20 protein-coding genes and 1 tRNA gene are annotated in these 26,457 nt (G+C 69.7%); 10 read left to right on the top strand and 11 right to left on the bottom strand.

Annotated features, from left to right (window positions below; genetic code table 11):
* Positions 1-208 precede the first annotated feature (208 nt).
* From gcl to ypfJ, 6 genes are all read left to right on the top strand, one after another.
* Positions 209-1,993 carry a glyoxylate carboligase gene (gcl, locus tag EHF44_RS06170; RefSeq protein WP_124682945.1) on the top strand — a complete coding sequence of 595 codons (1,785 nt, stop codon included), beginning with the start codon at positions 209-211 and terminating at the stop codon, positions 1,991-1,993.
* Positions 1,994-2,103: 110 nt separating this feature from the next.
* Entirely contained in the window at positions 2,104-2,883 is a 780-nt protein-coding gene (gene hyi, locus EHF44_RS06165; RefSeq protein WP_124682944.1) for a hydroxypyruvate isomerase, read from the top strand.
* A gap of 230 nt (positions 2,884-3,113) precedes the next feature.
* Positions 3,114-4,037, top strand: a complete 924-nt coding sequence (gene glxR, locus EHF44_RS06160; RefSeq protein ID WP_124682943.1) for a 2-hydroxy-3-oxopropionate reductase — start codon at positions 3,114-3,116, stop codon at positions 4,035-4,037.
* A gap of 66 nt (positions 4,038-4,103) precedes the next feature.
* The gene (locus EHF44_RS06155) at positions 4,104-5,426 is read left to right on the top strand and encodes a glycerate kinase type-2 family protein (RefSeq protein WP_124682942.1); all 1,323 of its coding nucleotides are present in this window, start codon (positions 4,104-4,106) and stop codon (positions 5,424-5,426) included.
* 45 nt (positions 5,427-5,471) lie between these two features.
* Positions 5,472-6,938, top strand: coding sequence for a pyruvate kinase (pyk, locus tag EHF44_RS06150; protein WP_124682941.1), 1,467 nt, complete (start codon positions 5,472-5,474; stop codon positions 6,936-6,938).
* 105 nt (positions 6,939-7,043) lie between these two features.
* On the top strand, positions 7,044-7,922 hold the full coding sequence (gene ypfJ / locus EHF44_RS06145; protein ID WP_124682940.1) for a KPN_02809 family neutral zinc metallopeptidase: 879 nt from the start codon (positions 7,044-7,046) through the stop codon (positions 7,920-7,922).
* A gap of 174 nt (positions 7,923-8,096) precedes the next feature.
* On the opposite strand, the gene EHF44_RS06140 is transcribed toward ypfJ, so the two are convergent.
* The 3 genes from EHF44_RS06140 to EHF44_RS06130 form a co-directional block, all read right to left on the bottom strand.
* On the bottom strand, positions 8,097-8,441 hold the full coding sequence (locus EHF44_RS06140) for a hypothetical protein (protein ID WP_124682939.1): 345 nt from the start codon (positions 8,439-8,441) through the stop codon (positions 8,097-8,099).
* A 496-nt stretch (positions 8,442-8,937) separates the two neighbouring features.
* Positions 8,938-9,351, bottom strand: coding sequence for a nucleoside diphosphate kinase regulator (gene rnk, locus EHF44_RS06135; RefSeq protein WP_124682938.1), 414 nt, complete (start codon positions 9,349-9,351; stop codon positions 8,938-8,940).
* Positions 9,352-9,751: 400 nt separating this feature from the next.
* Positions 9,752-10,186 carry a Cd(II)/Pb(II)-responsive transcriptional regulator gene (locus tag EHF44_RS06130; RefSeq protein ID WP_124682937.1) on the bottom strand — a complete coding sequence of 145 codons (435 nt, stop codon included), beginning with the start codon at positions 10,184-10,186 and terminating at the stop codon, positions 9,752-9,754.
* A 307-nt stretch (positions 10,187-10,493) separates the two neighbouring features.
* Here EHF44_RS06130 and EHF44_RS06125 point away from each other — a divergent pair, with 307 nt between their 5' ends.
* Together EHF44_RS06125 and htpX are read left to right on the top strand one after the other, a co-directional pair.
* The gene (locus EHF44_RS06125) at positions 10,494-10,889 is read left to right on the top strand and encodes a hypothetical protein (RefSeq protein ID WP_253699992.1); all 396 of its coding nucleotides are present in this window, start codon (positions 10,494-10,496) and stop codon (positions 10,887-10,889) included.
* Positions 10,890-11,004: 115 nt separating this feature from the next.
* A complete protein-coding gene (gene htpX, locus EHF44_RS06120) occupies positions 11,005-11,883 on the top strand; it encodes a protease HtpX (RefSeq protein ID WP_124682936.1) in 879 nt (292 codons plus the stop codon).
* A 25-nt stretch (positions 11,884-11,908) separates the two neighbouring features.
* Here htpX and EHF44_RS06115 read toward each other — a convergent pair whose 3' ends face one another.
* The 4 genes from EHF44_RS06115 to EHF44_RS06100 form a co-directional block, all read right to left on the bottom strand.
* On the bottom strand, positions 11,909-15,103 hold the full coding sequence (locus tag EHF44_RS06115; RefSeq protein WP_437340317.1) for a bifunctional cytochrome P450/NADPH--P450 reductase: 3,195 nt from the start codon (positions 15,101-15,103) through the stop codon (positions 11,909-11,911).
* Positions 15,104-15,227: 124 nt separating this feature from the next.
* Complete coding sequence (arfB, locus tag EHF44_RS06110) at positions 15,228-15,632, bottom strand: alternative ribosome rescue aminoacyl-tRNA hydrolase ArfB (RefSeq protein WP_124682934.1); 405 nt, start codon at positions 15,630-15,632, stop codon at positions 15,228-15,230.
* 72 nt (positions 15,633-15,704) lie between these two features.
* A complete protein-coding gene (locus EHF44_RS06105) occupies positions 15,705-17,096 on the bottom strand; it encodes an FAD-binding oxidoreductase (protein WP_124682933.1) in 1,392 nt (463 codons plus the stop codon).
* Positions 17,097-17,337: 241 nt separating this feature from the next.
* Positions 17,338-17,413: transfer RNA gene (locus EHF44_RS06100), tRNA-Arg, on the bottom strand.
* Between the two features lie 322 nt (positions 17,414-17,735).
* Between EHF44_RS06100 and EHF44_RS06095 the strand changes: the two genes are divergently transcribed.
* Positions 17,736-18,638, top strand: coding sequence for a c-type cytochrome (locus EHF44_RS06095; protein ID WP_124682932.1), 903 nt, complete (start codon positions 17,736-17,738; stop codon positions 18,636-18,638).
* Positions 18,639-18,756: 118 nt separating this feature from the next.
* Here EHF44_RS06095 and hemN read toward each other — a convergent pair whose 3' ends face one another.
* A complete protein-coding gene (hemN, locus tag EHF44_RS06090) occupies positions 18,757-20,223 on the bottom strand; it encodes an oxygen-independent coproporphyrinogen III oxidase (protein WP_124682931.1) in 1,467 nt (488 codons plus the stop codon).
* Between the two features lie 264 nt (positions 20,224-20,487).
* Between hemN and EHF44_RS06085 the strand changes: the two genes are divergently transcribed.
* Entirely contained in the window at positions 20,488-21,660 is a 1,173-nt protein-coding gene (locus EHF44_RS06085; protein WP_124682930.1) for an ABC transporter substrate-binding protein, read from the top strand.
* 269 nt (positions 21,661-21,929) lie between these two features.
* Here EHF44_RS06085 and EHF44_RS06080 read toward each other — a convergent pair whose 3' ends face one another.
* The 3 genes from EHF44_RS06080 to EHF44_RS06070 form a co-directional block, all read right to left on the bottom strand.
* The gene (locus tag EHF44_RS06080; RefSeq protein WP_253699991.1) at positions 21,930-23,204 is read right to left on the bottom strand and encodes an ATP-binding protein; all 1,275 of its coding nucleotides are present in this window, start codon (positions 23,202-23,204) and stop codon (positions 21,930-21,932) included.
* Positions 23,205-23,208: 4 nt separating this feature from the next.
* Positions 23,209-23,940 (bottom strand): response regulator, encoded by a 732-nt coding sequence (locus EHF44_RS06075; RefSeq protein ID WP_124682929.1) that lies wholly within the window; start codon positions 23,938-23,940, stop codon positions 23,209-23,211.
* Positions 23,941-24,291: 351 nt separating this feature from the next.
* A complete protein-coding gene (locus EHF44_RS06070) occupies positions 24,292-26,379 on the bottom strand; it encodes a UvrD-helicase domain-containing protein (RefSeq protein WP_124682928.1) in 2,088 nt (695 codons plus the stop codon).
* Positions 26,380-26,457 lie beyond the last annotated feature (78 nt).

Genomic DNA, 26,457 nt, shown 5'->3' with positions numbered 1-26,457 from the left:
GATGGCGGGAGAGGGGAGCAAACCTTGCGGTAATTGCCCAAACGGGAAGTGCGCAAAGCGCCATAAATCTCCATCAGTCCCGCTGCCATTGCAAACCCCACGTATCGAATCAACTGATCCCCCTTCCGTTTATCCACAGGCTGCAGCGGCATAGCATCAACGCCAGAACGAATCCCACCCATTGTTTTTGAGCGTACTGGAGAGAGACATGCCGAAAATGAGAGCAGTCGACGCGGCCATTGCCGTGCTGGAAAAGGAAGGCATCACCACCGCGTTCGGCGTGCCCGGCGCCGCGATCAATCCGTTCTACTCGGCCATGCGCAAGGCCGGTTCGATCAAGCACCTGCTGGCGCGCCACGTGGAGGGCGCGTCGCACATGGCCGAGGGCTACACCCGGGCCGAACCCGGCAACATCGGCCTGTGCGTGGGCACCTCGGGCCCGGCCGGCACCGACATGATTACCGGCCTGTACTCGGCCTGGGCCGATTCGATCCCCATCCTCTGCGTCACCGGCCAGGCGCCGCGCGCGCGGCTGTACAAGGAAGACTTCCAGGCCGTCGACATCGAGTCGATCGCCAAGCCGGTGACCAAGTGGGCCGTGACCGTGCGCGAGCCGGCGCTGGTGCCGCAGGTGTTCCAGCAGGCGTTCCACCTGATGCGCTCGGGCCGTCCCGGTCCGGTGCTGATCGACCTGCCGTTCGACGTGCAGGTGGCCGAGATCGAGTTCGATCCCGAGACCTACCAGCCGCTGCAGCCGTACAAGCCGGCCGCGTCGCGCGCGCAGATCGAAAAGGCCATCGCGATGCTGAACCAGGCCGAGCGCCCGCTGATCGTCTGCGGCGGCGGCGTGATCAACGCCAACGCCAATGCACTGCTGGTGGAGTTTGCCGAGCTGGTCAACGTGCCCGTGGTGCCCACGCTGATGGGCTGGGGCGTGCTGGCCGACGACCACCCGCTGCAGGCCGGCATGGTCGGGCTGCAGACGTCGCACCGCTACGGCAACGCCACGCTGCTGGCGTCGGACTTCGTGATGGGCATCGGCAACCGCTGGGCCAACCGCCACACGGGCAGCATCGACGTCTACACCAAGGGCCGCAAGTTCGTGCACGTGGACATCGAGCCCACGCAGATCGGCCGCGTGTTCGGGCCGGACCTGGGCATCGTGTCCGACGCCAAGGCCGCGCTGGAGCTGTTCGTCGAGGTGGCGCGCGAGATGAAGATGGCCGGCCGCCTGCCGTGCCGCAAGGGCTGGGTGGCCGACGTGCAGAAGCGCCGCCGCACCATGAAGCGCAAGAGCGACTTCGACAACGTGCCGGTCAAGCCGCAGCGCGTGTACCGCGAGATGAACCAGTACTTCCCGCGCGACGTGCGCTACGTGACGACGATCGGCCTGTCGCAGATCGCCGCCGCGCAGTTCCTGTCCGTGAACCAGCCGCGCCACTGGATCAACTGCGGCCAGGCCGGCCCGCTGGGCTGGACCATCCCGGCCGCCATCGGCGTGAAGACCGCCTCGCCCGATTCGGACGTGGTGGCCATCTCGGGCGACTATGACTTCCAGTTCATGATCGAGGAACTGGCCGTGGCCGCGCAGTTCAAGGTGCCGTACATCCACGTGGTGGTGAACAACTCGTACCTGGGCCTGATCCGCCAGGCGCAGCGCAACTTCGAGATGGACTACTGCGTGCAGCTGGCCTTCGACAACGTCAACGCGCCCGAGCTGGAAGGCTACGGCGTGGACCACGTCAAGGTGGTGGAAGGGCTGGGCTGCAAGGCGATCCGCGTGTTCAAGCCCGAGGACATCGCCCCGGCCTTTGCCGAGGCGCGCGACCTGATGGCCGAGTTCTCGGTGCCGGTGGTGGTGGAGGTGATCCTGGAACGCGTGACCAACATCGCGATGGGCACCGAGATCGACAACATCAACGAGTTCGAGCCGATCGAGGACATCGAGGACGCCGACGAGGCCATCCTGGCCGAGGAAACCGCCACCGCTTGAGTTTCGCGGCAGTCGTCATTCCACGAGTTTTCCGCAGCAAGCCGCCCCTGCCCCGCCCCCTTGCGGGCAGGTGCGGTGCTTTTTCCCCAGACACCGAGAGAGACAACACAATGCCAAAGCTCGCAGCCAACCTGACGATGCTGTTCAACGAGGTGGGATTCCTGGACCGCTTCGAGGCCGCCGCCCGCGCCGGCTTTCGCGGCGTGGAGTTCCTGTTCCCGTACGCGTTCCACGCCGACCAGATCGCCGACCGCCTGAACCGCTTTCAGCTCGACCTGGTGCTGCACAACCTGCCGGCCGGCAAGTGGGATGCGGGCGAGCGCGGCATTGCCTGCCATCCGGACCGCGTGGGCGAGTTCCAGGACGGCGTGGGCGAGGCCATCAAGTACGCCAAGGTGCTGGGCGTGCGCCAGTTGAACTGCCTGGTCGGCATCGTGCCGCCCAACGTGCGCCGCGAGCAGGCCGGCGAGACGCTGGTGGAGAACCTGCGCTTCGCGGCCGGCGCGCTGGCCCGCGAGCAGATCGACCTGCTGGTCGAGCCGATCAACACGTTCGACATCCCCGGCTTCTACCTGTCCGGCACGCGGCAGGCCGTGGACCTGATCGGCCAAGTCAACGCGCCGAACCTGTACGTGCAGTACGACATCTATCACATGCAGCGCATGGAGGGCGAGATCGCCAACACGATCCGCGCCAACCTGCCGAAGATCCGCCACGTGCAACTGGCCGACAACCCCGGCCGCAACGAGCCCGGCACCGGCGAGATCAACTACCAGTACCTGTTCCGCTTCCTTGACGAGATCGGCTACGACGGCTGGATCGGCTGCGAATACAAGCCGAAGACAGCCACCGAGGAAGGCCTGGGCTGGCGCAAGGCGCACGGGGTCTGAGCGGCGCTGGCTTGTTGCGCCGGTTTCCCATGGTGTGGGAGCCCCCGCTTCTCGCTCCCCTCTCCCGCGCAGTGGGAGAGGGGTTGGGGGTGAGGGCAACGCGGTTCTGCTTGCCGACCTTGGCAACCTGAACCGCCGGCCCTCTCCCCCGGCCCCTCTCCCGCATGCGGGAGAAGGGAGAAAACAAGACACAAACCGACATCCATTTCATTCATCCACCGGAGACAAACATGGCAAATCAACGAAACATCGGCTTTATCGGCCTGGGCATCATGGGTGCGCCGATGGCGGGCCATCTGCGCGCTGCCGGGCATACGCTGTTCGTGCATGACGTGAACCCGGCGCCCCAGGCGCTGGTCGATGCCGGCGTGACGGTCTGCACGAGCGCCGAGGAAGTGGCCAAGCGCGCCGACATCGTCATCGTCATGGTGCCGGACACCCCGCACGTCGAGGCCGTGCTGTTCGCCGACAAGGGCGTGGCCGCCGCGTACAAGGCCGCCGGCAAGGATGCCACCTACGGCAAGATCGTCGTCGACATGAGCTCGATCTCGCCGATCGCCACCAAGGATTTCGCGGCGCGCATCAACAAGCTCGGCGCGTCGTACCTGGACGCCCCGGTGTCGGGCGGCGAAGTGGGCGCCAAGGCCGCGTCGCTGACGATCATGGTGGGCGGCCCGTCGGAGGCATTCGACGAGGTCAAGCCGCTGTTCGAACTGATGGGCAAGAACATCACGCTCGTGGGCGGCAATGGCGACGGCCAGACCACCAAGGTGGCCAACCAGATCATCGTGGCGCTGAACATCCAGGCCGTGTCCGAGGCGCTGCTGTTTGCATCGAAGGCCGGCGCGGACCCGGCCAAGGTGCGCCAGGCGCTGATGGGCGGCTTCGCGGCATCGCGGATTCTTGAAGTTCACGGCGAGCGCATGGTCAAGCGCACCTTCGACCCGGGCTTCCGCATCGAACTGCACCAGAAGGACCTGAACCTGGCGCTGCAGGGTGCCAAGGCGCTGGGCGTGGCGCTGCCGAACACCGCCACCGCGCAGGAACTGTTCAACACGTGCGCGGCCAACGGTTTCGGCAAGCAGGATCACTCGGCGCTGTGCCGTGCGATCGAGATCATGTCGAATCACGAAATCGCCAAGAACGCGAAGTAAGCCGCACCGCTGCCGCCCGCGCCGGGCGGTGGCCCCGTTTTTCCGCACCCGCCTTCCAGGACCCGCATGTTCGCCACCGACGCCAATGCCGCGCTGCTGTCACCCCAGCGGCCGCCCGATTACCGCCACCCCGCGCAGGCCCGCGCGCTGCTGCGCGACCTGTTCGACACGGCCGTCGCAGCCGTGAGCGCCAGCCACTGCCTGCCGCCGCACCTGCCGCAGCCCCCGCGTGGCCGCACGGTCGTGATCGGCGCCGGCAAGGCCGCCGCCGCGATGGCGCAGGCCGTGGAATCGCACTGGCAGGGCGAACTGTCGGGCCTGGTCGTCACGCGCTACGGCCACGGCGCCGCGTGCCGGCGCATCGGGATGGTGGAGGCCGCGCACCCGGTGCCGGACGCCGCCGGCCAGCAGGCCGCGCAGCGCATGGTGCAGATGGTGCAGGGGCTGACCGCCGACGACCTCGTGCTGTGCCTGATCTCGGGCGGCGGTTCGGCGCTGCTGGCCGCGCCCGCGCAGGGGCTGACGCTGGCCGACAAGCAGGCCGTGAACAAGGCGCTGCTGCGCAGCGGCGCCAGCATCGGCGAGATGAACTGCGTACGCAAGCACCTGTCGGCGCTCAAGGGCGGCCGGCTGGCGCTGGCGTGTGCCCCGGCGCGCGTGGAAACGCTGCTGATTTCCGATATCCCCGGCGACGACCCGACGCTGATCGCCAGCGGCCCGACGCTGCCCGATGCCACCACCTGCGCCGACGCGCTCGCAGTCATCGCCAAGTACGGCATCGAGGTGCCGGCCGCAGTGCGCGCCCATCTGGAATCGGGCGCCGGCGAGACGCCCAAGCCCGGCGACCCGCGCTTCGACGGCCACCGCAGTGCCACGCTGGCCAGTGCCCAGCAGTCGCTGGAAGCCGCCGCCGCGCGCGCCCGCGAGCTGGGCCTGACCGCGCACATCCTGTCCGACAGCATCGAGGGCGAGGCCCGCGACGTGGCCGAGGTGCACGCCGCCATCGCCCGGCAGGTGGCGTCGCACGGCCAGCCGTTCCAGCGGCCGTGCGTGATCCTGTCCGGCGGCGAGACCACGGTCACGGTGCGCGGCAACGGCCGCGGCGGCCGCAATGCCGAATTCCTGCTGGCGCTGGCCGTGGCGCTGGACGGCCTGCCCGGCGTGCACGCCATCGCGGGCGACACCGACGGCATCGACGGCTCCGAAGACAACGCCGGCGCGCTGCTGGACCCCGACACGCTGACCCGCGCCGCCGCGCGCGGCCTGTCGGCCCGGGCGCACCTGGACAACAACGACGGCTACGGGTTCTTTGCCGGGCTCGACGACCTGATCGTCACCGGCCCGACCCGCACCAACGTCAACGATTTCCGCGCGATCCTGATCGTCTGACCGACGCGCGCCCCCGCATAAAAGAGGATGGAGAAGGAGACACACATGAGACGCCAGCGCAAAGCCAAGATCGTCGCCACCCTGGGCCCGGCCAGCTCGGACATCGCGGTCATCCGCCAGTTGTTCGATGCCGGCGCCGACGTGTTCCGGCTGAACTTCAGCCACGGCAACCACGAGGACCACCGCGCCCGCTACGACGCCGTGCGCCAGGTAGAGGCCGAAACCGGCCGCCCGATCGCGATCCTGGCGGACCTGCAGGGCCCGAAGCTGCGCATCGGCACGTTCGCGGCCGGCAAGGTGGCCGTGCGCGCCGGCGACCCGTTCGTGCTCGACAGCGACCCCACGCCCGGCGACGGCACGCGCGTGCACCTGCCGCACCCGGAACTGTTCAAGGCCGCCAGCGCGGGCCAGTCGCTGCTGATCGACGACGGCAAGGTGCGGCTGAACATCGAGTCGGTGTCCAGCGGCAGCATCATCACGCGCGTGGCCAACAACGGCACGCTGTCCGACCGCAAGGGCGTGAACGTGCCCGACGCGGTGATCCCGATCCCGGCGCTGACCGACAAGGACCGCCGCGACCTGGCTTTCGCGCTGGAACTGGGCGCCGACTGGATTGCGCTGTCGTTCGTGCAGCGGCCGTCGGACATCGTGGAGGCGCGCGAGATCATCGGCACGCGCGCCGGCGTGCTGTCGAAGATCGAGAAGCCGGCCGCACTGCAGCAGCTGGAGGAAATCGTGCGTGTCTCCGACGCCGTGATGGTCGCGCGCGGCGACCTTGGCGTGGAACTGCCGCCCGAGCGCGTGCCCGGCGTGCAGAAGCGCATCCTGCGCATCTGCCGCCAGCTCGGCAAGCCGGTGGTGATCGCCACGCAGATGCTGGAGTCGATGATCGACTCGCCGGTGCCCACGCGCGCCGAGGCGTCGGACGTGGCCAGCGCCATCTACGACGGCGCCGACGCCGTGATGCTGTCGGCCGAATCGGCCAACGGGCGCCATCCGGTGCCGGCCGTGTCGATGATGGACCGCATCATCACCGAAGTGGAGCGCGACCCGCTGTACCGCAACATGATCGATGCGCAGCACGAGGTGCCGCTGTCCACGCGCCAGGACGCCATCTGTGCCGCGCTGCGCGAGGTCACGCACATCATCGGCGCGCGGGCCACGGTCACCTACACGTCGTCGGGCGCCACCGCGCTGCGCGCCGCGCGCGAGCGGCCGGGCGCGCCCATCGTCAGCATCACGCCGAACCTGGACATCGCCCGCCGGCTGGCCATTGCCTGGGGCGTGCATTCCACCGTGAGCCCCGACGTGCAGAGCGTGGACGAAATGGTGGAGGCCGCCGCGCGCGCCGCGCTGGTGGAAGGCTACGCGTCGCCCGGTGACCAGATCACCATCGCCGCCGGCATGCCGTTCGGCCAGGGCGGCACCACCAACCTGCTGCGCGTGGCCGAGGTGGGCACGGAAGTGGGCGCGCTGGCGCTGGGCAGGTCGCCGGCGGCCGCGGCGGTCTGACCGGGGGCGAGGGGGCGACGGGCCGGGCCAGCCCGGCATCCGGCGCCCCGTGCCCCGTTGCTATACTCCCTCGGACACCCCTAACAAACCCGACGGAGCCCCCAAATGCGTCTCGACGACGAAGCCGAAAGCCAGAACGTGGAAGATCGCCGCGGGGGCGGCTTTGGCGGGGGCGGCTTCCCGCTGGGCGGCAAGTCGATCGGCATCGGCACCGTCGTCATCGCGCTGGCGGCGTCCTACTTCTTCGGCATCGACCCGATGCTGATCCTGGGCGGCGCGTCCAACGTGCAGCAGCAGCCGGCGCCGTCATCGCAGGCCCAGCGCGCCCCGGCCACCGACGAGCTGACCGTCTTCACGCGCAAGGTGCTTGGCAACACCGAGCGCACGTGGTCGCACATTTTCGAGACCGACCTGAACCGGCGCTACGCGGCGCCCACGCTGGTGCTGTTCTCGGGCGCCACGCCGACGGCCTGCGGCACGGGGCAGTCGGCCATGGGTCCGTTCTACTGCCCGGCCGACCAGAAGGTCTACATCGACCTGTCGTTCTACAACGAACTACGCCAGCGCTTTGGCGCCAGCGGCGACTTTGCGCAGGCGTACGTGATTGCGCACGAGGTGGGCCACCATATCCAGAACCTGCTGGGCGTGTCGGGCAAGGTCGACGCGGCGCGCCGCCGCATGGGCGAGGCACAGGCCAACCAGCTTTCGGTACGCATGGAGCTGCAGGCCGACTGCCTGGCCGGTGTCTGGGCCGCCACGGCGCAGAAGATGAACCAGCAGCTACTGGAGCCGGGCGACATCGAGGAAGGGCTGAAGGCGGCGGCGGCCATCGGCGACGACCGGCTGCAGCGGCAGTCGCAGGGCTATGTGGTGCCCGAAGCCTTCACGCACGGCTCCAGCGAACAGCGCGTGCGCTGGCTGCGGCAGGGGCTGACGAGCGGCGACATCCGCAAATGCGACACGTTCGCGCAAAAGCAGCTTTAGGAATTCAGGGGAACGACCAGGGGAGAAAACCGGGGCGGGGCAAAAATCACCTGCGCGACGTGAGAGAGAAGGAGGAGGTCGGTCGCGCAGGTGGGAGAGAAACCGGAAATCAGGATCGGCGGCCAGCGTGTGGAACGGGGCCGCCGATTTGCGTTCTGGCCGGCTGACGGGTCATCAGACCTTATAGCCGTACAGGTCGCCGTTGCGTGCGTTGTCCAGCGCCGAGCCCGAGATCTCGCCGCTGAACGCGCGCGAGCCTTCGCTGAAGCTGTCGAACTTGCCGGTGCGGGCACCTTCGCTGAACGTGTCGAACGAGCCCTGGCGGGCGCCGTCCGTGAAGGTGTCGTACTTGCTGATCTTCGAACCTTCACTGAACGTGTCGAACTTGCCGGTGCGCGCGGCGTCGGCATACACGTCGAACTTGCCGACCTTCTTGGTGGCGGCGGGCGCGGCAATCGCTGCCGACGCGGCAAACGCGGCGAGCACGAGGGCGCCGCCAACGAAACGTTTGGCGTTCATCTGGGACTCCTTCAACTGATTTACGACTTGTTATGGGTGCTGCCGACTGCTGCCCGCCGACGCTCTCTGTGTAGCGATGCGAGCACGGAGTGAAGGTTAGTGGCTCGTAGTTCTACGAGAAATACCGCTGCGACGAATGGTGCGTTGCACGCCGTGAAACGCTGGGTCTGTGGACGAACGGTAGGGGTAGCCGGCCAAATGGAAAAGCGGCCGTCATTCTGCGGAGCGGAATGGGCCACCTACCGGGCGGTACGGGGAGGCGGTCTAGGGGGAAGAGGCGGTCTACGGGGAAGAGGTCGGGAAGGGCCGTTGGTTCAGATCCCCTCTCCCGCGCGCGGGAGAGGGGTTGGGGGAGAGGGCCAGCGGTCCAATCCGCGACAGGTCGGCAAGCAGAACCTCAACGCCCTCACCCCCGGCCCTTCTCCCGCGCTGCGGTGAGAGGGGCAGCAAGACATCGCCGGATACAGGCCAACCATGCCGGCCAGCCCAACCAGCCTCACAGCGTGAACTGCCCGCTGGCCTCCGGCTGGAATGCGATGCTGACGATGGTCACGCGCTGGGCGCTGCCGTTGGGCAGCCGGTAGTCCACCGTCTTGCCGGCGCGGGCGCCAAGCAGCGCCTGACCGATCGGGGACAGCACCGACAGCCGGCCGGCGGACAGGTCGGCGTCGTCGGGGTAAGCCAGTGTCCACTCACGCGGCGCGGGCTCGCCCTCCAGCGTGCAGACGACGCGCGAGTTCATCGTCACGACGTCTTTGGGGATGGCGTCGGGCGACACGATGGCCGCGCGGGCCAGCAGCGCGTCGAGCATCTCGTCGAGTTCGGCGGTGCCGGCGCGGCTGGCAATGCCTTCCAGGCGCGTCACGTCGAGTTCGGTCAGGTAGAGGGTCGGGTTCTGGGTCTTTGCCATGACGGGTGTCTCGCAAAAGCGGCGGCGTGGCGTCGGGGCGACGCGGACGGCAGCCAGGGAAAAATCGGTCGGCGCCAGCGCGCAGGCGCGCGGCGGTTCTACAGCGGCGATGCGGGGTGGCTGGGGCCCGGTTCGGCGCCGGACCCGTGCCGTTCAGGCGTGGGGGCGGTCAGGCCGGGACCGGGCGGGATCAAGCGGGGCGTCGATCCGGCGGCTGGCGGTGATGGGCTGCGCCACCGCCATGCGCGCGCGGGCCGGCCGCATGGAGCGGACCCGGGCCAGTACGGCGGACGGAAGGTGGCGAGACATCATGAGAATGTTCTGGGTAGCGAAGGAGCGTCATGGGTGACGCGAACGGCCATGCTAGCACAGGCCCGGCGCGGCGGCGGCGGGCCGGGTGCTAGTGCCGCGGATGGCATTCGCAGCCGGCGCCCTCGGCCGCCTGCTGCAGGTTTTGCAGGATGCCGCACTCGCTGGCCGGGTGCGGGTCGGGGTTCTCGCAGGTATGGCGCAGCGCCCGAAGCTGGACTTCAAGTGCTTCCAGCGCCACGCGCTGCGCGTGGATCTGTTCGATCTGGCGGTCCAGCAGCGTGTTGATGTCGTCGCAGGCCAGCGACGGATTGCGCTGGAAATCGCGCAGCCGCCGCACGTCGGCCAGCGTCATGCCGAGCGAGCGGCAATGCCGCACGAAGTTGAGCTGCACAAGGTGGCTGTCGCCATAGCGGCGATAGCCGTTGTCCTCGCGCTGCGGGGCGTCCAGCAGGCCCTCGCGCTCGTAATACCGGATGGTTTCCACGTCGCAGCCGCTATGGCGCGACAGTTCGCCGATTCGCATGGTCAATCTCCGCGATGGCCGGCCGCCGTGACGCGCGCCGTGCCGCTATCTCTGTAGTGACTACAGGGTTAAGCGGCAGTGTAGACCTGTCTGCCGCAGCGCGCAAAACCCGGCCGCGCGCAGGGTCTGGCGGCGACGCGGCCAGCCAGGCCGGGCCTTGTGCCGCCCGGCCATCGCCCCATATGAGAATCGTCGGATAGTGCGGGCCCCGCCCCGCCCTGCCGGCCCGCGCGCCATCCTGTAGAATCGGCGCATCGTTTTTTGGTCTTCCGCGTCACCCGCCCCCGTGCACCCGTTTCGATTCCTGATGATGATCGTGCTGCTTGCCTTCCTGCCGCTGCAGGCGTGGGCGGGCATGGGCGCGTCCGCATCAGTGGCCGGGATGGCGCGCGCGGCGCACACGGTGACCGTCGCGCCGGCAGCCGCCGGCGCAGAACGGACCGACCTTGCCCACCCGGCCGACCTGGCCGCGCTTGCCGATGTGGCCGGTTACGCCGATGCCGCGCCGGACGCTCCCGACCCTTCCCTGCCCGGCGACACTGCCGAGCCGACCCCGCCGGGCGCCGATTTTGCCGAGCAGTTGCTGCCGGCGCCGCTGCCCCGCGTGGCAACGTCGGGCGCGCGCGGCACCGTGCCGCGCTATGCCGCCGCGGCGCTGCCCGATCCCGACCTGCCCCTGCCGCCGCGCCCGCCGCGCGGCTGACCCGTCTCGCGCGCGCCCTGGCGGCCCGCGCCTGCCCTGAACGCCTGGCACGCGCATCGCGTGCCGCGCGCCCCTGCGGCCACGGCCGCGCCTTTACCCGTATTGCCCCACAACCATGAAACGCATCTTCCTGTTCCTGGCGACCAACCTCGCCGTCATGCTCGTCCTCAGTATCACGGCCAGCCTGCTGGGCGTGAACCGATTCCTGACCGCCAACGGGCTGAACCTTGGCATGCTGCTGGCCTTTGCGGCGGTGATGGGCTTTGGCGGCTCGTTCATCTCGCTGCTGATGTCCAAGACCATCGCCAAGTGGTCCACCGGCGCGCAGGTCATCACGCATCCGAGCACCAGCACGGAGCTGTGGCTGATGCAGACCGTGGAAAAGCTGGCCACGCGCGCCGGCCTGCCGATGCCCGAAGTGGCCATCTACGATGGCGAACCCAACGCCTTTGCCACGGGCGCGTCGAAGAACAGCTCGCTCGTGGCGGTGTCCACGGGGCTGCTGCAATCGATGTCGCATGACGAGGTGGAAGCCGTGCTGGCGCACGAGGTGGCCCACGTGGCCAACGGCGACATGGTCACGCTGACGCTGATCCAGGGCGTGGTGAACACGTTCGTGATCTTCATGGCGCGCGTGGTCGGCTACTTCGTCGATTCGTGGCTGCGCCGCAACGACGAGGAATCGAGCGGCCCCGGCATCGGCTACATGATCACCGTGGTGATCTGCGAGATCGTGTTCGGCATCCTGGCCAGCATCATCGTGGCCGCGTTCTCGCGCCACCGCGAGTACCGCGCGGACGCCGGCGCGGCCGGCCTGATGGGCACCCCGACGCCGATGGTGGCCGCGCTGCGCCGCCTGGGCGGCCTGGACGCCGACGGCCTGCCGCAGAACATGCAGGCCATGGGCATCTCGGGCGGCAAGTCGTGGCTGGCGCTGTTCTCCAGCCATCCGCCGATCGAAGCCCGCATCGCCGCGCTGCAGAACGCACGCTGACCGGCAGGCGCCGCGCGGGACGGGTTCAGTTGAACACGTCCTGCCGGTACCGGCCCTGCCGGACCAGGGCCGCGAACCAGTCGGACGCGCCCTCGGGCGCCATGCCGCCCTGGTCCGCGCCGATGTCGATCAGCGTCTGCCGCACGGCCGGCGCCATGCGGCGGCCATCGCCGCAGACATAGACCGTGGCGCCCGCCTGCAACTGCGTCCAGACCTGGGCGCGGCGCTGCCAGAGCAGGTCCTGCACGTAGCGCGCCGCGCCGGGCACCACCGAATACGCGGTGTGCACCTCGGCCACGCCCGCCGCCGCCCATCGGGCAATCTCGTCGTGAAACAGCCAGTCGTGGCGCGGATGCCGGCAGCCGAAGTAGAGCTGCACCGGCGTCACGCGCTGGCCGGCCGCCTGCTCGGCCGCGCGTTCTTCCAGGAAGCCCCGGAACGGCGCGATGCCGGTACCGGGCCCGACCAGCAGCATCGGCGCCGACGGATCGGCCAGCGGCGCGAACGGCGGGTTCGGCGTGCGGATGGACGCCGACACCGTCGCGCCGGGCGCCAGCCCCTGCAGCCACGTGGACGCCACGCCCCGGAACTGGCCGCGCCCCGACAGCGCCGGCGCCCACACCGTACCCACCAGCAGCGTCGCCACGTCCGGCGATACGCGCGGCGACGACGCGATCGAATAGAACCGCGGCCGCATTGGCACCGTGCACGCCAGCAGTTGCGGCAGCGTCGGCGTGACGGCCGGATGGGCCGCCAGCACGTCGCACAGGTTCAGGCGGCGGGCCGCCACCTGCGTGGCGTAGCCGTCGGCCTCATCGTCCGATGCCAGCCGTTCCAGCGCCGCGCGCGTGGCCGGGCAGCGCGTGGCCTGCGCCAGCGCGCGCAGCGTCTGGCGCGACACCACGTCCTGCAGTTCGACGAAATGCGTCAGCAGTTGCCGCAGCGGCAGCGGCTGGCCGATCGGCAGCCCGCGTCCGGTGCCATGCGGGGCGGACAGCGTGACCATCGCGTCGGCATCGAGGTCCAGCCGGGCGCACAGGTCATCCACCAGGGCGTCCGCGTTGCGGGGCCAGACCGCCACGTGATCGCCGGTCTCGTAGGTCATGCCCGGCGGCAGTTGCAGGCGAATGGCGCGCGTGGACGTGCGCGGCGGCTCGACGGCAAAATCCCACAGCCCGGCCGGGTCGCCGACCAATTCCTCGTTGGCCAGCACCGTGAAGGTCCGGGTGCCGGCCGGCAGCGTGTCCGCGCGGATCGCCGCCACGCTGCGCACGTCGACATCCACCCCGATGCCGCCCGCGCCGGCGCCGTCGGCCTGCAGCGCCTGCCAGAGCGCGGCCAGCCAGCGCTCGGCCGCCTGGTCGAAATCGCCATTGCCGTCGGCCTCGCCGCGCGGCAGCAGCGGCACCGCGCCGGCCTGCGTGAAGACGTCGAACACGCGGCGCGGAAACGCCTGGTACGTCGCCCACTGCGAATTGCCGCAGCCCAGCAGCGCCAGCCGCAGGCCGTCCGCGCGATAGCCGTCGGCGCCGCCCGCGTCGAGCATGGCCTCGAAGCGCCGGCCCGAATCGGGCGCGTGGCCGTTGTAGGTGGCGGCCACCACAACGAGCAGGCCCGATGTGGGCAGCGCGTCGGCCACATCGTCCAGGTCGGCCAGCGTGGCGTCGAAGCCCGCCGCCACCGCGCCGCCGTGAATCTGCTCGGCCAGCTCGCGCGCGGTGCCCAGGCTCGACGCGCAGAGCACCGCCATGGGCTGCCCGTGGCCGCGCACGTCGGCCTGCGCCGCATCGGTCACGGCCGGCGTGGCGGCCGGCGCGGCGATGCGCTCGTGCGGACGCCGCCGGCGCGCGCGCAGCACCAGGTTGTCGGGCTTGATGGTCAGCGTTTCCTTGAGCCGGAACTGGTAGTCGTAGGGGTCGTGGAACGCAAAGTTGCGCAGCATCAGCGCCAGCGCGAGCTTGGCCTCGGTCAGCGCGAACTGCCGGCCGATGCAGGCGCGCTCGCCGTGCCCGAACGGCAGGTAGGCATGGGCGGGCAGCTTTGCCTCGTGCTCGGGCAGGAAGCGGTCGATGTCGAACCGCTCGGGGTTGTCCCAGACCGCCGGGTCGCGGTGCAGCGCGGTAAGCACCACCGAGATCCGCCGGTTCTGGCGCAGCCGGTAGCGGCCGCCGAGCACGACGTCCTCGAACGGCGCCACCGCAAAGGCTGGCGCGGTGGGCCAGAGGCGCAGCGTTTCCTTGAGCACGCGGTCCAGCACCGGCATGCGCGCCAGGTCGGCATGGACGGGCGGCGCATCGCCGGGCAGCACGGCATCCACTTCGGCGTAGGCCTGGGCCAGCACGGCCGGGTTGCGCAGCAGTTCGTACAGCGTGAAGGTCAGCAGGCCGCTGGTGGTCTCGTGGCCGGCAATCAGGAACGTGATGACCTGGTTGCGGATGTTGGCGTCGTCGAGCTGGCGGTCGGTCTCGGGGTCGCGCGCCTCCAGCATCAGGTTCAGCAGGTCCATGCCGGGCCGGGGCGTGGCGCGCCGCTGGCGGATCACGTCGTCCACGAGGTTGCGCATGGTCGCCACGTCGTCGGCGAAGCGCCGGTGCGCGCGGCCCATGAAGCGGTCCTGGATCGGCAGTCGCGTGAGCTTGCGCATGGCCTCTTCGAGCGCGCCGACCATCGCCACGATGAACGGGTCCGGCGCGTCGCTGGCGAACGACCGGAAGTCGTAGCCGAAGCCGGCCAGCGCGATGGTGTCGAGCGTCAGCCGCGTCATGTCGTCGGCCACGGCGATGTCGGCGTCGGGGCCGTTGCGGTCCCATTTGTCGACGAGCCGGTTGGCCACGCGCAGCATCACGTCGAAATAGCCCTTCATCGCGCGCTGGCTGAACGCCGGCATCAGGATGCGGTGCGCGCAGCCCCAGTTGGGCTCGTCGCTGTGGGCCGTGAACAGGCCGTCGCCGGCCATGTCGCGCAGGTACGACAGCGGCGGGCCGATGATCTTGCGAAAGCGGGCCGGGTCGCAGACCTCGGCCGCCAGCGCCACCGACGACACGAACGGCACGCGCCGGCCCGCGAAATCGAGTTCGAAGATGCCCTGGTGATGCCGGCTGCGCGCCAGCAGGTGCTGGCCGACCTCGCCCGGCGTGATCTGGAACAGGTTGCCGACGATGGGCCAGCCCGGATCGCGCGGAATCGGTTCGAGGGCGTCGGGGGCGGGGACGGATGACATGGCTGGGGGCATTCCTGGTCGTGGGCGGACGGGCGCGTGGCTCCACAGCATGCCCGCCCGCCGCCGCATTGTCCCGCCCCCGCGCCGGGCGTTTGAAATCTTTGTTCGGATTTGCGCCGGGCGCTCAGTCGGTCACCCGGCCGCGCAGCGCCTTGATCTGGCCGCGCTGGACCTTGGCGTCCACCCGGCGCACCTTCGACGCCCGCGTGGGCCGCGTGGCGCGCCGCACGCGCGGCGGCTCGGCCACGCTGCGCACCAGGTCGTGCAGCCGGCGCACGGCTTCCTCGCGGTTCATCTCCAGGCTGCGATGCTGCTGGGCCTTGATGACGATCACGCCGTCGCGCGTGATGCGGTGGTCATGCAGCGCCAGCAGCCGGTCCTTGTGGTCGGCGGCCAGCGACGACATCCGCACGTCGAACCGCAGGTGCACGGCGTTGGACACCTTGTTGATGTTCTGCCCGCCCGCGCCCTGCGCGCGGATGGCGGTGATCTCGTACTCGTGGTGGGGAATGAACAGGTCGTCGGCCATGCGCCGCATCATAGCAACGCATGGCCGCCCCGAGTGTGCCGGATGGTCTCCGGCACGCCCGCCCGCCGGCCGTCAGGGCGCCGGCTGGATGTTCTGGTTGGTGCAGAACAGGTTCTGCGGATCGTAGGTGCGCTTGGCGCGTGCCAGTCGGTCGAAGTTGTGGCCGTAGGCCGCGTTGACGCGCGCGGTCTCATCCTCGGTCATGAAGTTCACGTAGACCCCGCCCGTGGCGTACGGCGCCGAGGCGTTGAAGAAGTCGCGCGCCCAGCCGATGCAGGTGGCGTCCTCGTCCGCGCGGTCCCAGCGCGAGTGCACGTTCATCACATAGCGCGCGTCGCGGTGGTGGTACGCGGTGGCGTCCGGCGCCACGCGGTTGGCCACCCCGCCCACCTGCCCGATGAAGATCTCCGCATTGGCCGACGGGCCGCGCGCGGCGTAGTCGGTCATCAGGTCGATGGCGGCATCGTCCAGCCGCGTGAAGTTGTGCGATTTCCAGTAGTTGCGGGCGCCCGGCGTGAGCAGCGGGTCGAACGCCTGCTGCCAGGCCGTGTAGGGCATCGGGCCCACGTGCTCGCCGATGGCCTGGCCAAAGCCGCGCAGCGGGTCGATGGCCCGCGCGGCCGCGCCCGGATCGCCGGCATGGAACACCGCCAGCACCACCACGTTGGCGCCGTGGGCCGACGACGGCAGGAACGGCAGCGGCGGCGCCTTGCGCAGCACGACCCAGACGTTCATGTCGTCCGGCATCGCCGATTCCGTGTACGCGCGATATTGCCGCAGCACCGACTTGCCCTCCACCGCCGGGAAGACGATCAGCCCGGCCGTGACCATCGGCCCCACCCGGTGCAGCCGGAACTGGAACAGCGTGACCACGCCGAAGTTGCCCCCGCCGCCGCGCAGCGCCCAGAACAGCTCGGGCTCGTGGTTGGCATCGGCCCAGCGGCGCTGGCCGTCGGCCGTCACCACCTCGCAGCCCAGCAGGTTGTCCACCGTCATGCCGTACTGGCGCGTCAGCCAGCCAAAGCCGCCGCCGAGCGTCAGCCCGGCCACGCCCGTGGTGGAGTTGATGCCGAGCGGCGTGGCCAGCCCCAGCGCCTGGGCCTCGTGGTCGAAATCGCCCAGCGTGGCGCCCGGACTGACCCACGCCACGTTGTCCTGCGGATCGACGTGGACGCTGCGTAGCTGGGACAGGTCGACCACCAGCCCGTTGTTGCAGATCGCGCTGCCGGCGATGTTGTGCCCGCCCCCGCGCACGGCCAGCGTCAGGCCATGGTCGCGCGCGAAGTTGACGGCCTGGATGACGTCGGCGGTGCCGGTGCACTGCACGATGACCGCGGGCCGTCGGTCCACCGTGGCGTTCCAGACGGTGCGTGCGACGTCGTACCCGGCGTCTTGCGGCAGCAGCACCTTGCCGCGCACGGCGTGGCGCAGCATGTCGAGATGATCGGCGGAAAGCGTGGGCATGGCAGGTCCTCCCCTTCTGCATCGGAATCCGATGGGCGAAGGAGCGTCGATGCAAGGCACGCGCCAGCGGCCGGCAAGCGGCCTCGCATCAACGTTGGCCCGCGGCAGCCGCTGGCCGCGTCACCCGGATCGGCACGAAAGGTTGCAACCGTGAGGCGGCGGACGCGAGACATGGGGCGGCCGGCCTGCGTGGCGGGACGATCGAGGGGGAAACGACGGAGGAGGAAAACCAGGAAGGACTTGGCGCGCCCGGCTGGGATCGAACCAGCAACCCCTGCCTTCGGAGGGCAGTACTCTATCCATTGAGCTACGGGCGCGATGTGTACGGCGTTGACTCCGGCGAGTGCCGGCGTCGGAAAGTCGCATAGGATACCCGAGTTGTCCGCCGGCGTCCATGCGGGATGGGCCGGGGCCGGCGGGGTCGGGGTTTCCACAGGTCTCTGAGCCGTCGCATTTGGCCCCTGTGCCGAAGTCTTGGGTCTATAATCGGCAGCTATTTGCGTCGTAACAGAGACGCGAGCGGGGTGGAGACAGCCCCGGACGCAAAGACCGACAGATTCATCCCCGAAAACAGGGCCAGACAAGCAAGCCGCCCCCACGTGCTGTGCACCAGGTTTCCCGCAAAATCGAGAGTTCTGTATGAGTGACGTCCATCAAAACGACCACCACGAGTCGCCAATCAAGACCCCTAAGCAACTAATTGCCGTGGTGATCGCCGCCTTTCTGGTGCCGATCATCGTCATCATCCTGCTTGTCAATTTTGTCGGCCACGGCACCCGTGACGGGGACGGCACCGCGTTCAGCGCGGAAGCCGTGAACGGGCGTATCGCGCCGGTGGCCTCGCTGGAAATCAAGGATCCCAACGCGCCGCGCGTGTTCAAGACCGGCGAGCAGGTCTACAAGGAAGTGTGCGCGGCCTGCCACGCCACGGGTGCCGCGGGCGCGCCGAAGTACGGCGTGGCCGGCGACTGGACGGCGCGTATCGGCCAGGGTTTCGACGGCCTGCTCAAGGCCGTGCTGCAAGGCAAGGGCGCGATGCCCGCCCGCGCCGGCACCTCGCCCGACGACATGAGCGATTACGAACTGGCGCGCGCCGTGGTCTACATGGCCGACGCCGGCGGTGCCAAGTTCCCCGAGCCGGCCGCACCGGCCCAGGGCGCCACCGCGCAGGCGGCTGCCTCCGCACCGGCGGCATCGGCCCCGGCCGCCGCTGCGGCCCCGGCTCCCGCCGCTCCCGCCGCCGCCGCGCCGGCAGCCCCTGCTGCCGCACCGGCTGCAGCCGCCGCACCGGCCGTGGCATCGGCCGAGACCGGCAAGAAAGTCTACGAACAGGTCTGCGCCGCCTGCCACGCGGCTGGCGTGGCCGGTGCGCCGAAGTTTGGCGACAAGGCCGCCTGGGCGCCGCGCCTCAAGGAAGGCATGGACGTCGTCCACAACTACGCGCTCAAGGGCAAGGGCGTGATGCCGCCCAAGGGCGGATACGCCGGCCCCGATGCCGACGTGATCGCCGCGTCGGACTACATGGCCAACGCCGCGAAGTAAGCTGCGAACCAAGCCCCCGGTTCAGCGGCCAAGCCTGCCGCTCCGGAACGAAAAAGCCCGCGATTCATCGCGGGCTTTTTGCTTGTGGGGCCGGACAGTCCTGGCCTGACGGTGAGGCTCAGACCACGCGCGAGTAGCGCACCAGCGGAATCACCTTGCCATCGTTTGCCGCCGGGGCCGGCTGCGGCCGGGCCGCGTCCTCGCGCAGGTAGCGGTCGAACACCATTGCCACGCGGCGCACCAGCAGGCGGCCCAGCGGCGTGATCTCGATCCGTTCGGGCGTGCGGCGCACCAGGTGGTCGGCGGCCAGCGTGTCCAGGTCGGCCAGCTCGGCCGCGAACGTCGATGCGAAGTCGATGCCGTGCTCGGCCTCCACCATGGCGATGTCCAGCGTGCCGTTGCACATCAGCGCGCCGATGATCGCCTTGCGCAGGTGGTCGTCGGCGGTCATTTCCAGCCCGCGCACGATGGGCAGCCGGCCGGCATCGAGCGCGGCGTAGTAGGCATCGGTCGTGCGGGCGTTCTGGACATAGTGGCCCGCCACGGCGCCAATGGCCGACACGCCGAGCCCGATCTGGTCGTAGCCGGCATGGGTGGCATAGCCCTGGAAGTTGCGCTGCAGCCAGCCCTCGCGCTGGGCCACGGCCAGGTCGTCGTCGGGCAGCGCAAAGTGATCCATGCCGATGTAGACGTAGCCTGCGGCGGTCAGCCGCTCGATGGTCGACACCAGGATGTCGAGCTTCTCGGCGGCCGGCGGCAGCGTCGCGGCATCGATGCGGCGCTGCGGCTTGAACACGTGCGGCAGATGGGCGTAGCTGTAGACCGACAGCCGGTCGGGGCGCAGGTCGAGCACGCGATCCACCGTGGCCGCAAAGCGTGCCGTGGTCTGGTGCGGCAGGCCGTAGATCAGGTCCACGCTGACCGACTGGAATCCCAGCCGCCGCGCGGCCAGCACGATGTTGCGCGTTTCCTCGTACGACTGCACGCGGTGGACGGCCTGCTGCACCTCGGGGTCGAAGTCCTGCACGCCCAGGCTGATCCGGTTGAAGCCGAGTTCGGCCAGCAGGTCCATCCGCGCGTCGGTCACGCGGCGCGGATCGATCTCGATCGAGTGTTCGCCCTCGGGCAGCAGGTCGAAGTGCTCGCGCAGCGCCGCCATGACGCGGCGCATCTCGTCCGGGTCCAGGAACGTCGGCGTGCCCCCGCCCCAGTGCGACTGCATCACCGCGCGGCGCTGGCCGAGCCGGCCGGCCACCATCGCCATTTCGCGCGCCAGATAGTCGACGTACTGCGCGCTGCGGCTGTGATCCTTGGTGATGATCTTGTTGCAGCCGCAGTAGTAGCAGATGTTTTCGCAGAACGGGATGTGCAGGTAGAGCGAGAGCGGGGCCGGCGCGTTGGCGCGGCAGTCCTGCAGCGCGCGCAGGTAGCCGGCGTCGCCGATCTCGTTGTGGAAGCGGTCGGCGGTGGGGTAGGAGGTATAGCGGGGGCCGTTGCCGTCGATGCGGCCGGCCAGGCTGCGGAAATCGGCAAGCGCGCGGCGGTCGAAGGCGGTGCCGGCGACGTCGGGATTGGGGGCGGACATGGCAAAACTCTGGGTTCGCGTGGGGGGACAAACGATCCTATGCCTCGCCCGATCGCCAAACCTTGATGCCAATCAAGGTCACGGCAACCGTACGCCTGCCAGCCCCGCCGACGAGGGGCGCCAAGTCGGGTAAAAGTCACGGAAGCGTCATGAAGGGCCGATAGTCTCGCTTCCGGCCCGGTGCCGGCTCGCTTTATGGCGATGTCCGCCGGCCGCCGTTGCACCGCCTTCGCACCCCCGCTCCACCGTCACTTGCCTACTGCCATGCGCCAAGCCTTGCCGCAGTCGATCCCCTCTTGCGCCCCCGCCCAGGCCGGCCGCCGCACCGCGCTGCGCACGCTGGGCGCGCTGGCGTCCGCCGCGATGGTGCCCGCGTTCGCGCAGCCGGCGGGCCCGGCGGTACGTCGCCAGCTGGTGGTGGCGCATCTGGTCGATCGCGCCGGGCCGCAGGCCGACCAGGCGCGCGACTACCTGGCCGGCGCCAAGGTCATGTTCGATGCCTGGAACGCCTCGCCCGGCGCCGGCGGTGGCCTGCGCATCGTCCACGTGGTGCGCGATGCCGACGCCGCCAACCCGCGCGGCGCGGCCGCGCAGGCCGTGGCGCTGGCTGACAACGAGCGCGCCGAAGTGTTGTTCGGACCCGGCGACAGCCTGCTGCCGACGCTGGCGGGCGCATCCGAACTGACCCGGCGCGGCGTGCAGATCGTGGCGCCGCTGTCCGGGCTGGCGCTGGCCGCCGACAACGTCTGGTTCACGCGCGCCGACTATCAGTCCGAACTCGATGCGGCGGTCCGCCAGTTGCGCAGCTACGGGCTCGGCAGCATCGCGCTGGCCGTGTCGCCCGACTTCGCGGCCGGCACGCTCGGCACCGGCACGCCGTGGCTGGCGCGGCTGGAGAAGGACATGGGCACGCGGGCCGTCGCGCTGGACGGCAACCTCGACGACAGCGCGCGCCGCATCGCGGCGGCGCGGCCGGGCGCGGTAATCGTGGCCGGTGACACGCTGGCCTACGGCAGCCTGGGACGCGCGCTGGCGGCGCGCAACTGGTATGGCTTCCTGGTCGGGCTGTCGGCGGTAAGCCCGTCGGCCGCGCGCGAGATCCTGGGCAGCGGCTACGCCGGCGGCATGGTCGTGACGCAGATCGCGCCGGGGCCGCAGGAATCGACGCTGCGCGTGGTGAAGGAACACGTGGCACGCATGAAGCAGTATCTCGACGAACCGCCCTCGCCCGCCACGCTGGCCGGCTACATCGGCGCGGCGTGGCTGGTCCGCGCCGCCGCCGGCATGAAGGCGCCCGGCACCGCCGAGTTGCGCCGCGCGCTGCAGGCCCGTATCGACGTCGGCGATTTCACGCTCGATTTCACGCGCGGGCTGCGCGGGTCGCAGTACGTGCAGCTTGCGGCCATCGGGAAAAGCGGGTTGCCGCAGCGGGCTTGAGGGGGCTGGATGCTGGTAGTTGGGTCCCCTCTCTCACGCGGTGGGATAGGGGTTGGGGTGAGGCATGGTGGTTGGATTTGCGACATGCGCATCTTGAGACGCCGGCCCTCACCCCCGGCCCCTCTCCCGCAGGCGGGAGAGGGGAGCAAAACGGCGCCGGACCTCGTGTGGACATTTCTCCCGCAGGCGGCAGCGGGGAGCAAACCGACGCCGACCCTCGTGCTGGACATTTCTCGCGCGGGCGGGAGCGGGGAGCAAACCGGCGCGGTTTATCCCCTGGGCAGCGTGATGCTGACGCGCAGGCCGCCTTCGGGGCGGTTGGACAGTTTCAGTTCGCCGCCGTGGCGCGCCACGATGTCGGCGGCGATCGCCAGGCCCATGCCGACGCCGCCCGTGGCGCGGCTGCGTGACGACTCCACGCGGTAGAACGGTTCCAGCACGCGCTGCAGTTCGGCGGGCGGGATGCCCGGGCCGTTGTCGCAGACGTCGATGGTCACGCGCTCGGGGCTGTCGGCCAGCACGATGTGCGCGGCGCCGCCGTAGCGGTGCGCGTTCTCGACCAGGTTGACCACGGCGCGGCGCAGTTCCGCCGGGTACGCCAGCAGCGGCGCGGCCTCGCCGGAGAGCCGGACGTCCTGGCCGATCTCCTGCGCGTCGTCGACGACGGCCTGCAGCAGCGCCAGCACGTCCACGCGCTGGCGCGGACCGGTGGCGTCGTCGCGCTCGCGCAGGTAGTACAGCGTGGCGTCGATCAGCCCGTTCATCTCGGCCAGGTCCTGGCGCAGCCGGTAGCGCACGTCGTTGTCCTCGATCCGCTCGATGCGCAGGCTCATGCGCGTGAGCGGCGTGCGCAGGTCGTGCGACACGGCCGCCAGAAAGCGCGACTGCTGCGCGAGCTGCGTGCGGATGCGCTGCTGCATCAGGTTCAGCGCGTGCGTGGCGTCGCGGGCCTCGGCCGGGCCGGTGTCCTCGTCCAGCGGCGGCGCGTGTACGTCCTGCGCCAGCCGGTTGGCGCCGCTGGCAAGCTGCTGCACCGGCCGCGCCAGCAGGCGCGCGCCCACCCACGACGCGATCAGGATGGCGGCGAGCTGGAACAGCAGCCCCAGGTGCGGTGGCCAGATGCCGCGGATGTGGAAGCCGTCGGGCCGGCCCTGGGGGCGGCCGCCGGGGCGTTCCATGAAGGCGTCCGGCCGCAGCGGCGGGCCATCGAAATCGAACGGTTCGTTGCCACGCATGCCCGGTGGCGGGCCGGCGGGATGGCCGGGCATGAACACGCCTTCGAGCGGATGCGCGGGCGGGCCGGACAGCAGCTTGCCGGCCACCTCGGCGTCGGACGCGGCGCGGCGCATCCGTTCCATGTAGCGCTCCGATCCCGGCCGTGGGAACACGCTCTCGATCACGGTCACGCCCAGCACGTGCACGGCCAGCATGATGGCCGTCATCACGAAGAACAGGCGCGTGAACATCGAGTTGAACCGGCGGCGGCGCACCGCTTGCGGGGGCGCGGCCGGGGCGCCGGCAGCGGGCGGGGGCGTTGCGGCCATGCGCTCAGTGTTCCACGTTGACCGTGAACACGTAGCCCTCGCCGCGCACGGTGCGGATCAGCGACGAATCGCGCGGGTCGTCGCGCAGCTTCTGGCGCAGCCGCGACACCAGCAGGTCGATGCTGCGGTCGAACACGTCCAGGTCGCGGCCGCGCGCGTTGTTGATCAGCATCTCGCGGTCCAGCACGCGGTTCGGGTTCTCGATGAACGTCAGCAGCAGCCGGAATTCGGCGTTGGACAGCGGCACCACGGTTTCCTCGGCATCGACCAGTTGCCGCAGCGTGGTGTTCAGCCGCCAGCCGCCGAACCGCATCTCGTGGCCCGCGGCTGCGGCCGGCGCGCGGCGCGTCTCGCCCCGGCTGCGGCGCAGCACCGTGTGGATGCGCGCCACCAGCTCGCGCATTTCGAACGGCTTGGTCACGTAGTCGTCGGCGCCCACTTCCAGGCCCACCACGCGGTCGGCCAGCTCGGCGCGGGCGGTCAGCATGATCACGGGCAGGTCGCTCTGCTCGCGGATCTCGCGGCACAGCGTCAGGCCGTTTTCGCCGGGCAGCGACAGGTCCAGGATGACCAGGTCGTACGTCTGCCGCCCCAGCGCCGCGCGCATGGCCGCGCCGCCTTCCACGCCCTCCGCCTCCATGCCGAACGTGGCCAGGTATTCGGCCAGCATGGAACGGATCTGGGGATCGTCGTCGACGATCAGCAGACGGGTGGGCAGGTTGAGCGACAGGTCCATGGCAAACGGGGAAAGCGGGCAACGGGAGGGTGGAACGCGGGAAATCCGAGCGGCCAATGTACCAGCCGCGAGATTACAGGCGATGCCCGCTTTGTATCAGCGCCGATACGTGCGCCATGCGGCACCTGGGGGGCGCCATCGACGATGATCGGCGCCAGGTGCCGAAAAATACGCTCCCGGTGCTGCCGCAGCCGGGAGCGTTCAACAGGGAAGAAGCCGGGCTCGCATGCGCCCAGCCACACCGCAACCGAAGGGCTGGCGCGGTGTGTCGGAGAAACGCCGAGACGTTTCCACGCGAGTGTCCATCGTAGTGAGACGACCCGGCCGAATCTTGTCGGCCTTGTATCAGCGTCAGCCGGCGGCGGGCTTGTTGAGCAGCGCCTTCAGGCCGGCCAGCCGGTCCTTGGGGCTCATGGCCGGCATGGCGTCCTGCGGCGCCGGGGCTTCTTCCAGCTTCATCTCGGCGATGAAGCGCGACGGCTCGACCGAGTAGGTCTCCCGCGCGCGCTTGCGCTTCTTGCACCAGCTGATCTGCAGGCTGCGCTGTGCGCGCGTGATGCCCACGTACATCAGCCGGCGCTCTTCCTCGATCTTGTCGTCGCCCAGGTCCTCGTCCTCGCGCGTGTGGGGCAGGATGCCCTCTTCCACGCCCACCAGGAACACGTGCGGATATTCCAGCCCCTTCGAGGCGTGCAGCGTGGACAGCCGCACGGCGTCCGGGTCCTCCTCGCGGCCTTCGAGCATGCTCATCAGCGCCACGGTCTGCGTCAGTTCCAGCAGGTTCTTGCCCTCGTCGCCAAAGCCGTCGGCGTTGTCGAAGCCGGTGGCATCGCCCTCGCCTTCCGGCTCGGGCCGGGTGCCCTTGCGCTTGAGCCAGTCCAGGAATTCCAGCGTGTTGGTCCAGCGCGACTGCGCCTGGCGTTCGTCGAAGGTGTCGTACAGGTACGCCTCGTAGTGGATGCCTTCCATCAGGTCGTCCAGCACCACGGTGGCGGGGTCGCGCGCGGCGCGGTCGGCCAGCCGCACCATCGACTCGCAGAACACGCGCAGCGGCTCAAGCTGGCGCGGCTGCAGCTTTGCCTCGATGCCGCCCATCATCGCCGCCTCGAACAGCGACACCTTGGCCTGGCCCGCGAACGTGCCCAGCACCTCCAGCGTGGTATTGCCCACGCCCCGGCGCGGCGTGGTGATGGCGCGGATAAACGCGGGGTCGTCGTCCGGATTGGCAATCAGCCGCAGGTACGCGCAGATGTCCTTGATCTCGGCCTTGTCGAAGAAGCTCTGGCCGCCCGACAGCACGTACGGAATCCGCTCGCGCCGCAGGATCTGCTCGAACAGCCGTGCCTGGTGGTTGCCGCGGTACAGGATCGCGTAGTCGCGGAACTGCGCGCGGCGCTCGAACTTGTGGGCCGACAGCCGGAACACCACTGACTCGGCCTCGTGCTCCTCGTCGTTCATCGGATGCACCGCGATCGGGTCGCCCATGCCGTGCTCGGACCAGAGCCTCTTGTCGAACAGCTTGGGGTTGTTGGCGATGACCGCGTTGGCCGCTTCCAGGATGCGCACCGTCGAGCGGTAGTTCTGTTCGAGCTTGACGACCTTGAGGTCCGGGAAATCCGTTTGCAGCAGGCGCAGGTTGTCCAGCGTGGCGCCGCGCCAGCCGTAGATGGCCTGGTCGTCGTCGCCCACGGCCGTGAACGCCGGCGCGCGCAGGTGCGAGCCTCCGGCCAGCAGCTTGAGCAACTGGTACTGGCACGCGTTGGTGTCCTGGTACTCGTCGACCAGGAAGTAGCGCAGCCGGTTCTGCCACTTCAGCCGCACGGCCTCGTCGCGGGCGAACAGTTCGGCCGGCAGCCGGATCAGGTCGTCGAAATCCACGGCCTGGTAGGCGTGCAGCGTGGCCACGTAGTTGCGGTAGACCATGGCGGCCTGGTGCTGGTCGGCATCGGCGGCCTGGGCCAGCGCGGTCTCGGGGTCGACCATGCCGTTCTTCCAGAGCGAGATCGCGTTCTGCACGCTGCGGATCAGCTTCTTGTCGGTGGTGCCCAGCTGTTCCTGGACCAGCCCGAAACAGTCGTCCGAATCCATGATCGAGAACTGTGGCTTCAGGCCCACGTGCTCGGCTTCCATGCGCAGAATTTGCACGCCGAGCGAGTGAAACGTACAAACCGTGAGCTGCTTGAGTGGAATGCGCTTCCCTTCGCGCGTGGTCTTGCCCTCCATGAGCTTGGCAATGCGCTCCTGCATCTCCTTGGCCGCCTTGTTCGTGAACGTGACGGCGGCAATGTGACGCGGCTCGAACCCCTTGTCCTCGATCAGGTGGGCGATCTTCTGCGTGATCACGCGCGTCTTGCCCGAGCCGGCGCCCGCCAGCACAAGGCAGGGGCCGTCCAGGTAGCGAACCGCTTCGGATTGCGCGGCGTTGAGTCCGTGGGTCATGGGCAGGGGGAAAAACGGGTACGGCCGGGATGGCGCAAGGCGCACGTGCGGGCCGGGCGCGAAAGGCGTCGATGTTAA

This window comes from Cupriavidus pauculus (genome assembly GCF_003854935.1).
GTDB classification, from domain to species: domain Bacteria; phylum Pseudomonadota; class Gammaproteobacteria; order Burkholderiales; family Burkholderiaceae; genus Cupriavidus; species Cupriavidus pauculus_C.
The sequence above is the reverse complement of the archived record's forward strand: the minus strand, read 5'-3'. Positions and strand labels throughout refer to the sequence as shown.

Excerpts from the sequence above, each read along its gene's own strand:
- gcl (WP_124682945.1), top strand. The coding sequence starts at position 209 with ATGCCGAAAATGAGAGCAGTCGACGCGGCCATTGCCGTGCTGGAAAAG.
- EHF44_RS06095 (WP_124682932.1), top strand. The coding sequence starts at position 17,736 with ATGAGTGACGTCCATCAAAACGACCACCACGAGTCGCCAATCAAGACC.
- EHF44_RS06125 (WP_253699992.1), top strand. The coding sequence starts at position 10,494 with ATGATGATCGTGCTGCTTGCCTTCCTGCCGCTGCAGGCGTGGGCGGGC.
- EHF44_RS06115 (WP_437340317.1), bottom strand. The coding sequence starts at position 15,103 with ATGTCATCCGTCCCCGCCCCCGACGCCCTCGAACCGATTCCGCGCGAT.
- pyk (WP_124682941.1), top strand. The coding sequence starts at position 5,472 with ATGAGACGCCAGCGCAAAGCCAAGATCGTCGCCACCCTGGGCCCGGCC.
- hyi (WP_124682944.1), top strand. The coding sequence starts at position 2,104 with ATGCCAAAGCTCGCAGCCAACCTGACGATGCTGTTCAACGAGGTGGGA.
- hemN (WP_124682931.1), bottom strand. The coding sequence starts at position 20,223 with ATGTCCGCCCCCAATCCCGACGTCGCCGGCACCGCCTTCGACCGCCGC.
- arfB (WP_124682934.1), bottom strand. The coding sequence starts at position 15,632 with ATGGCCGACGACCTGTTCATTCCCCACCACGAGTACGAGATCACCGCC.
- EHF44_RS06070 (WP_124682928.1), bottom strand. The coding sequence starts at position 26,379 with ATGACCCACGGACTCAACGCCGCGCAATCCGAAGCGGTTCGCTACCTG.
- EHF44_RS06130 (WP_124682937.1), bottom strand. The coding sequence starts at position 10,186 with ATGCGAATCGGCGAACTGTCGCGCCATAGCGGCTGCGACGTGGAAACC.
- glxR (WP_124682943.1), top strand. The coding sequence starts at position 3,114 with ATGGCAAATCAACGAAACATCGGCTTTATCGGCCTGGGCATCATGGGT.
- EHF44_RS06140 (WP_124682939.1), bottom strand. The coding sequence starts at position 8,441 with ATGAACGCCAAACGTTTCGTTGGCGGCGCCCTCGTGCTCGCCGCGTTT.
- htpX (WP_124682936.1), top strand. The coding sequence starts at position 11,005 with ATGAAACGCATCTTCCTGTTCCTGGCGACCAACCTCGCCGTCATGCTC.
- EHF44_RS06105 (WP_124682933.1), bottom strand. The coding sequence starts at position 17,096 with ATGCCCACGCTTTCCGCCGATCATCTCGACATGCTGCGCCACGCCGTG.
- EHF44_RS06155 (WP_124682942.1), top strand. The coding sequence starts at position 4,104 with ATGTTCGCCACCGACGCCAATGCCGCGCTGCTGTCACCCCAGCGGCCG.
- EHF44_RS06080 (WP_253699991.1), bottom strand. The coding sequence starts at position 23,204 with ATGGCCGCAACGCCCCCGCCCGCTGCCGGCGCCCCGGCCGCGCCCCCG.
- ypfJ (WP_124682940.1), top strand. The coding sequence starts at position 7,044 with ATGCGTCTCGACGACGAAGCCGAAAGCCAGAACGTGGAAGATCGCCGC.
- EHF44_RS06075 (WP_124682929.1), bottom strand. The coding sequence starts at position 23,940 with ATGGACCTGTCGCTCAACCTGCCCACCCGTCTGCTGATCGTCGACGAC.
- EHF44_RS06085 (WP_124682930.1), top strand. The coding sequence starts at position 20,488 with ATGCGCCAAGCCTTGCCGCAGTCGATCCCCTCTTGCGCCCCCGCCCAG.
- rnk (WP_124682938.1), bottom strand. The coding sequence starts at position 9,351 with ATGGCAAAGACCCAGAACCCGACCCTCTACCTGACCGAACTCGACGTG.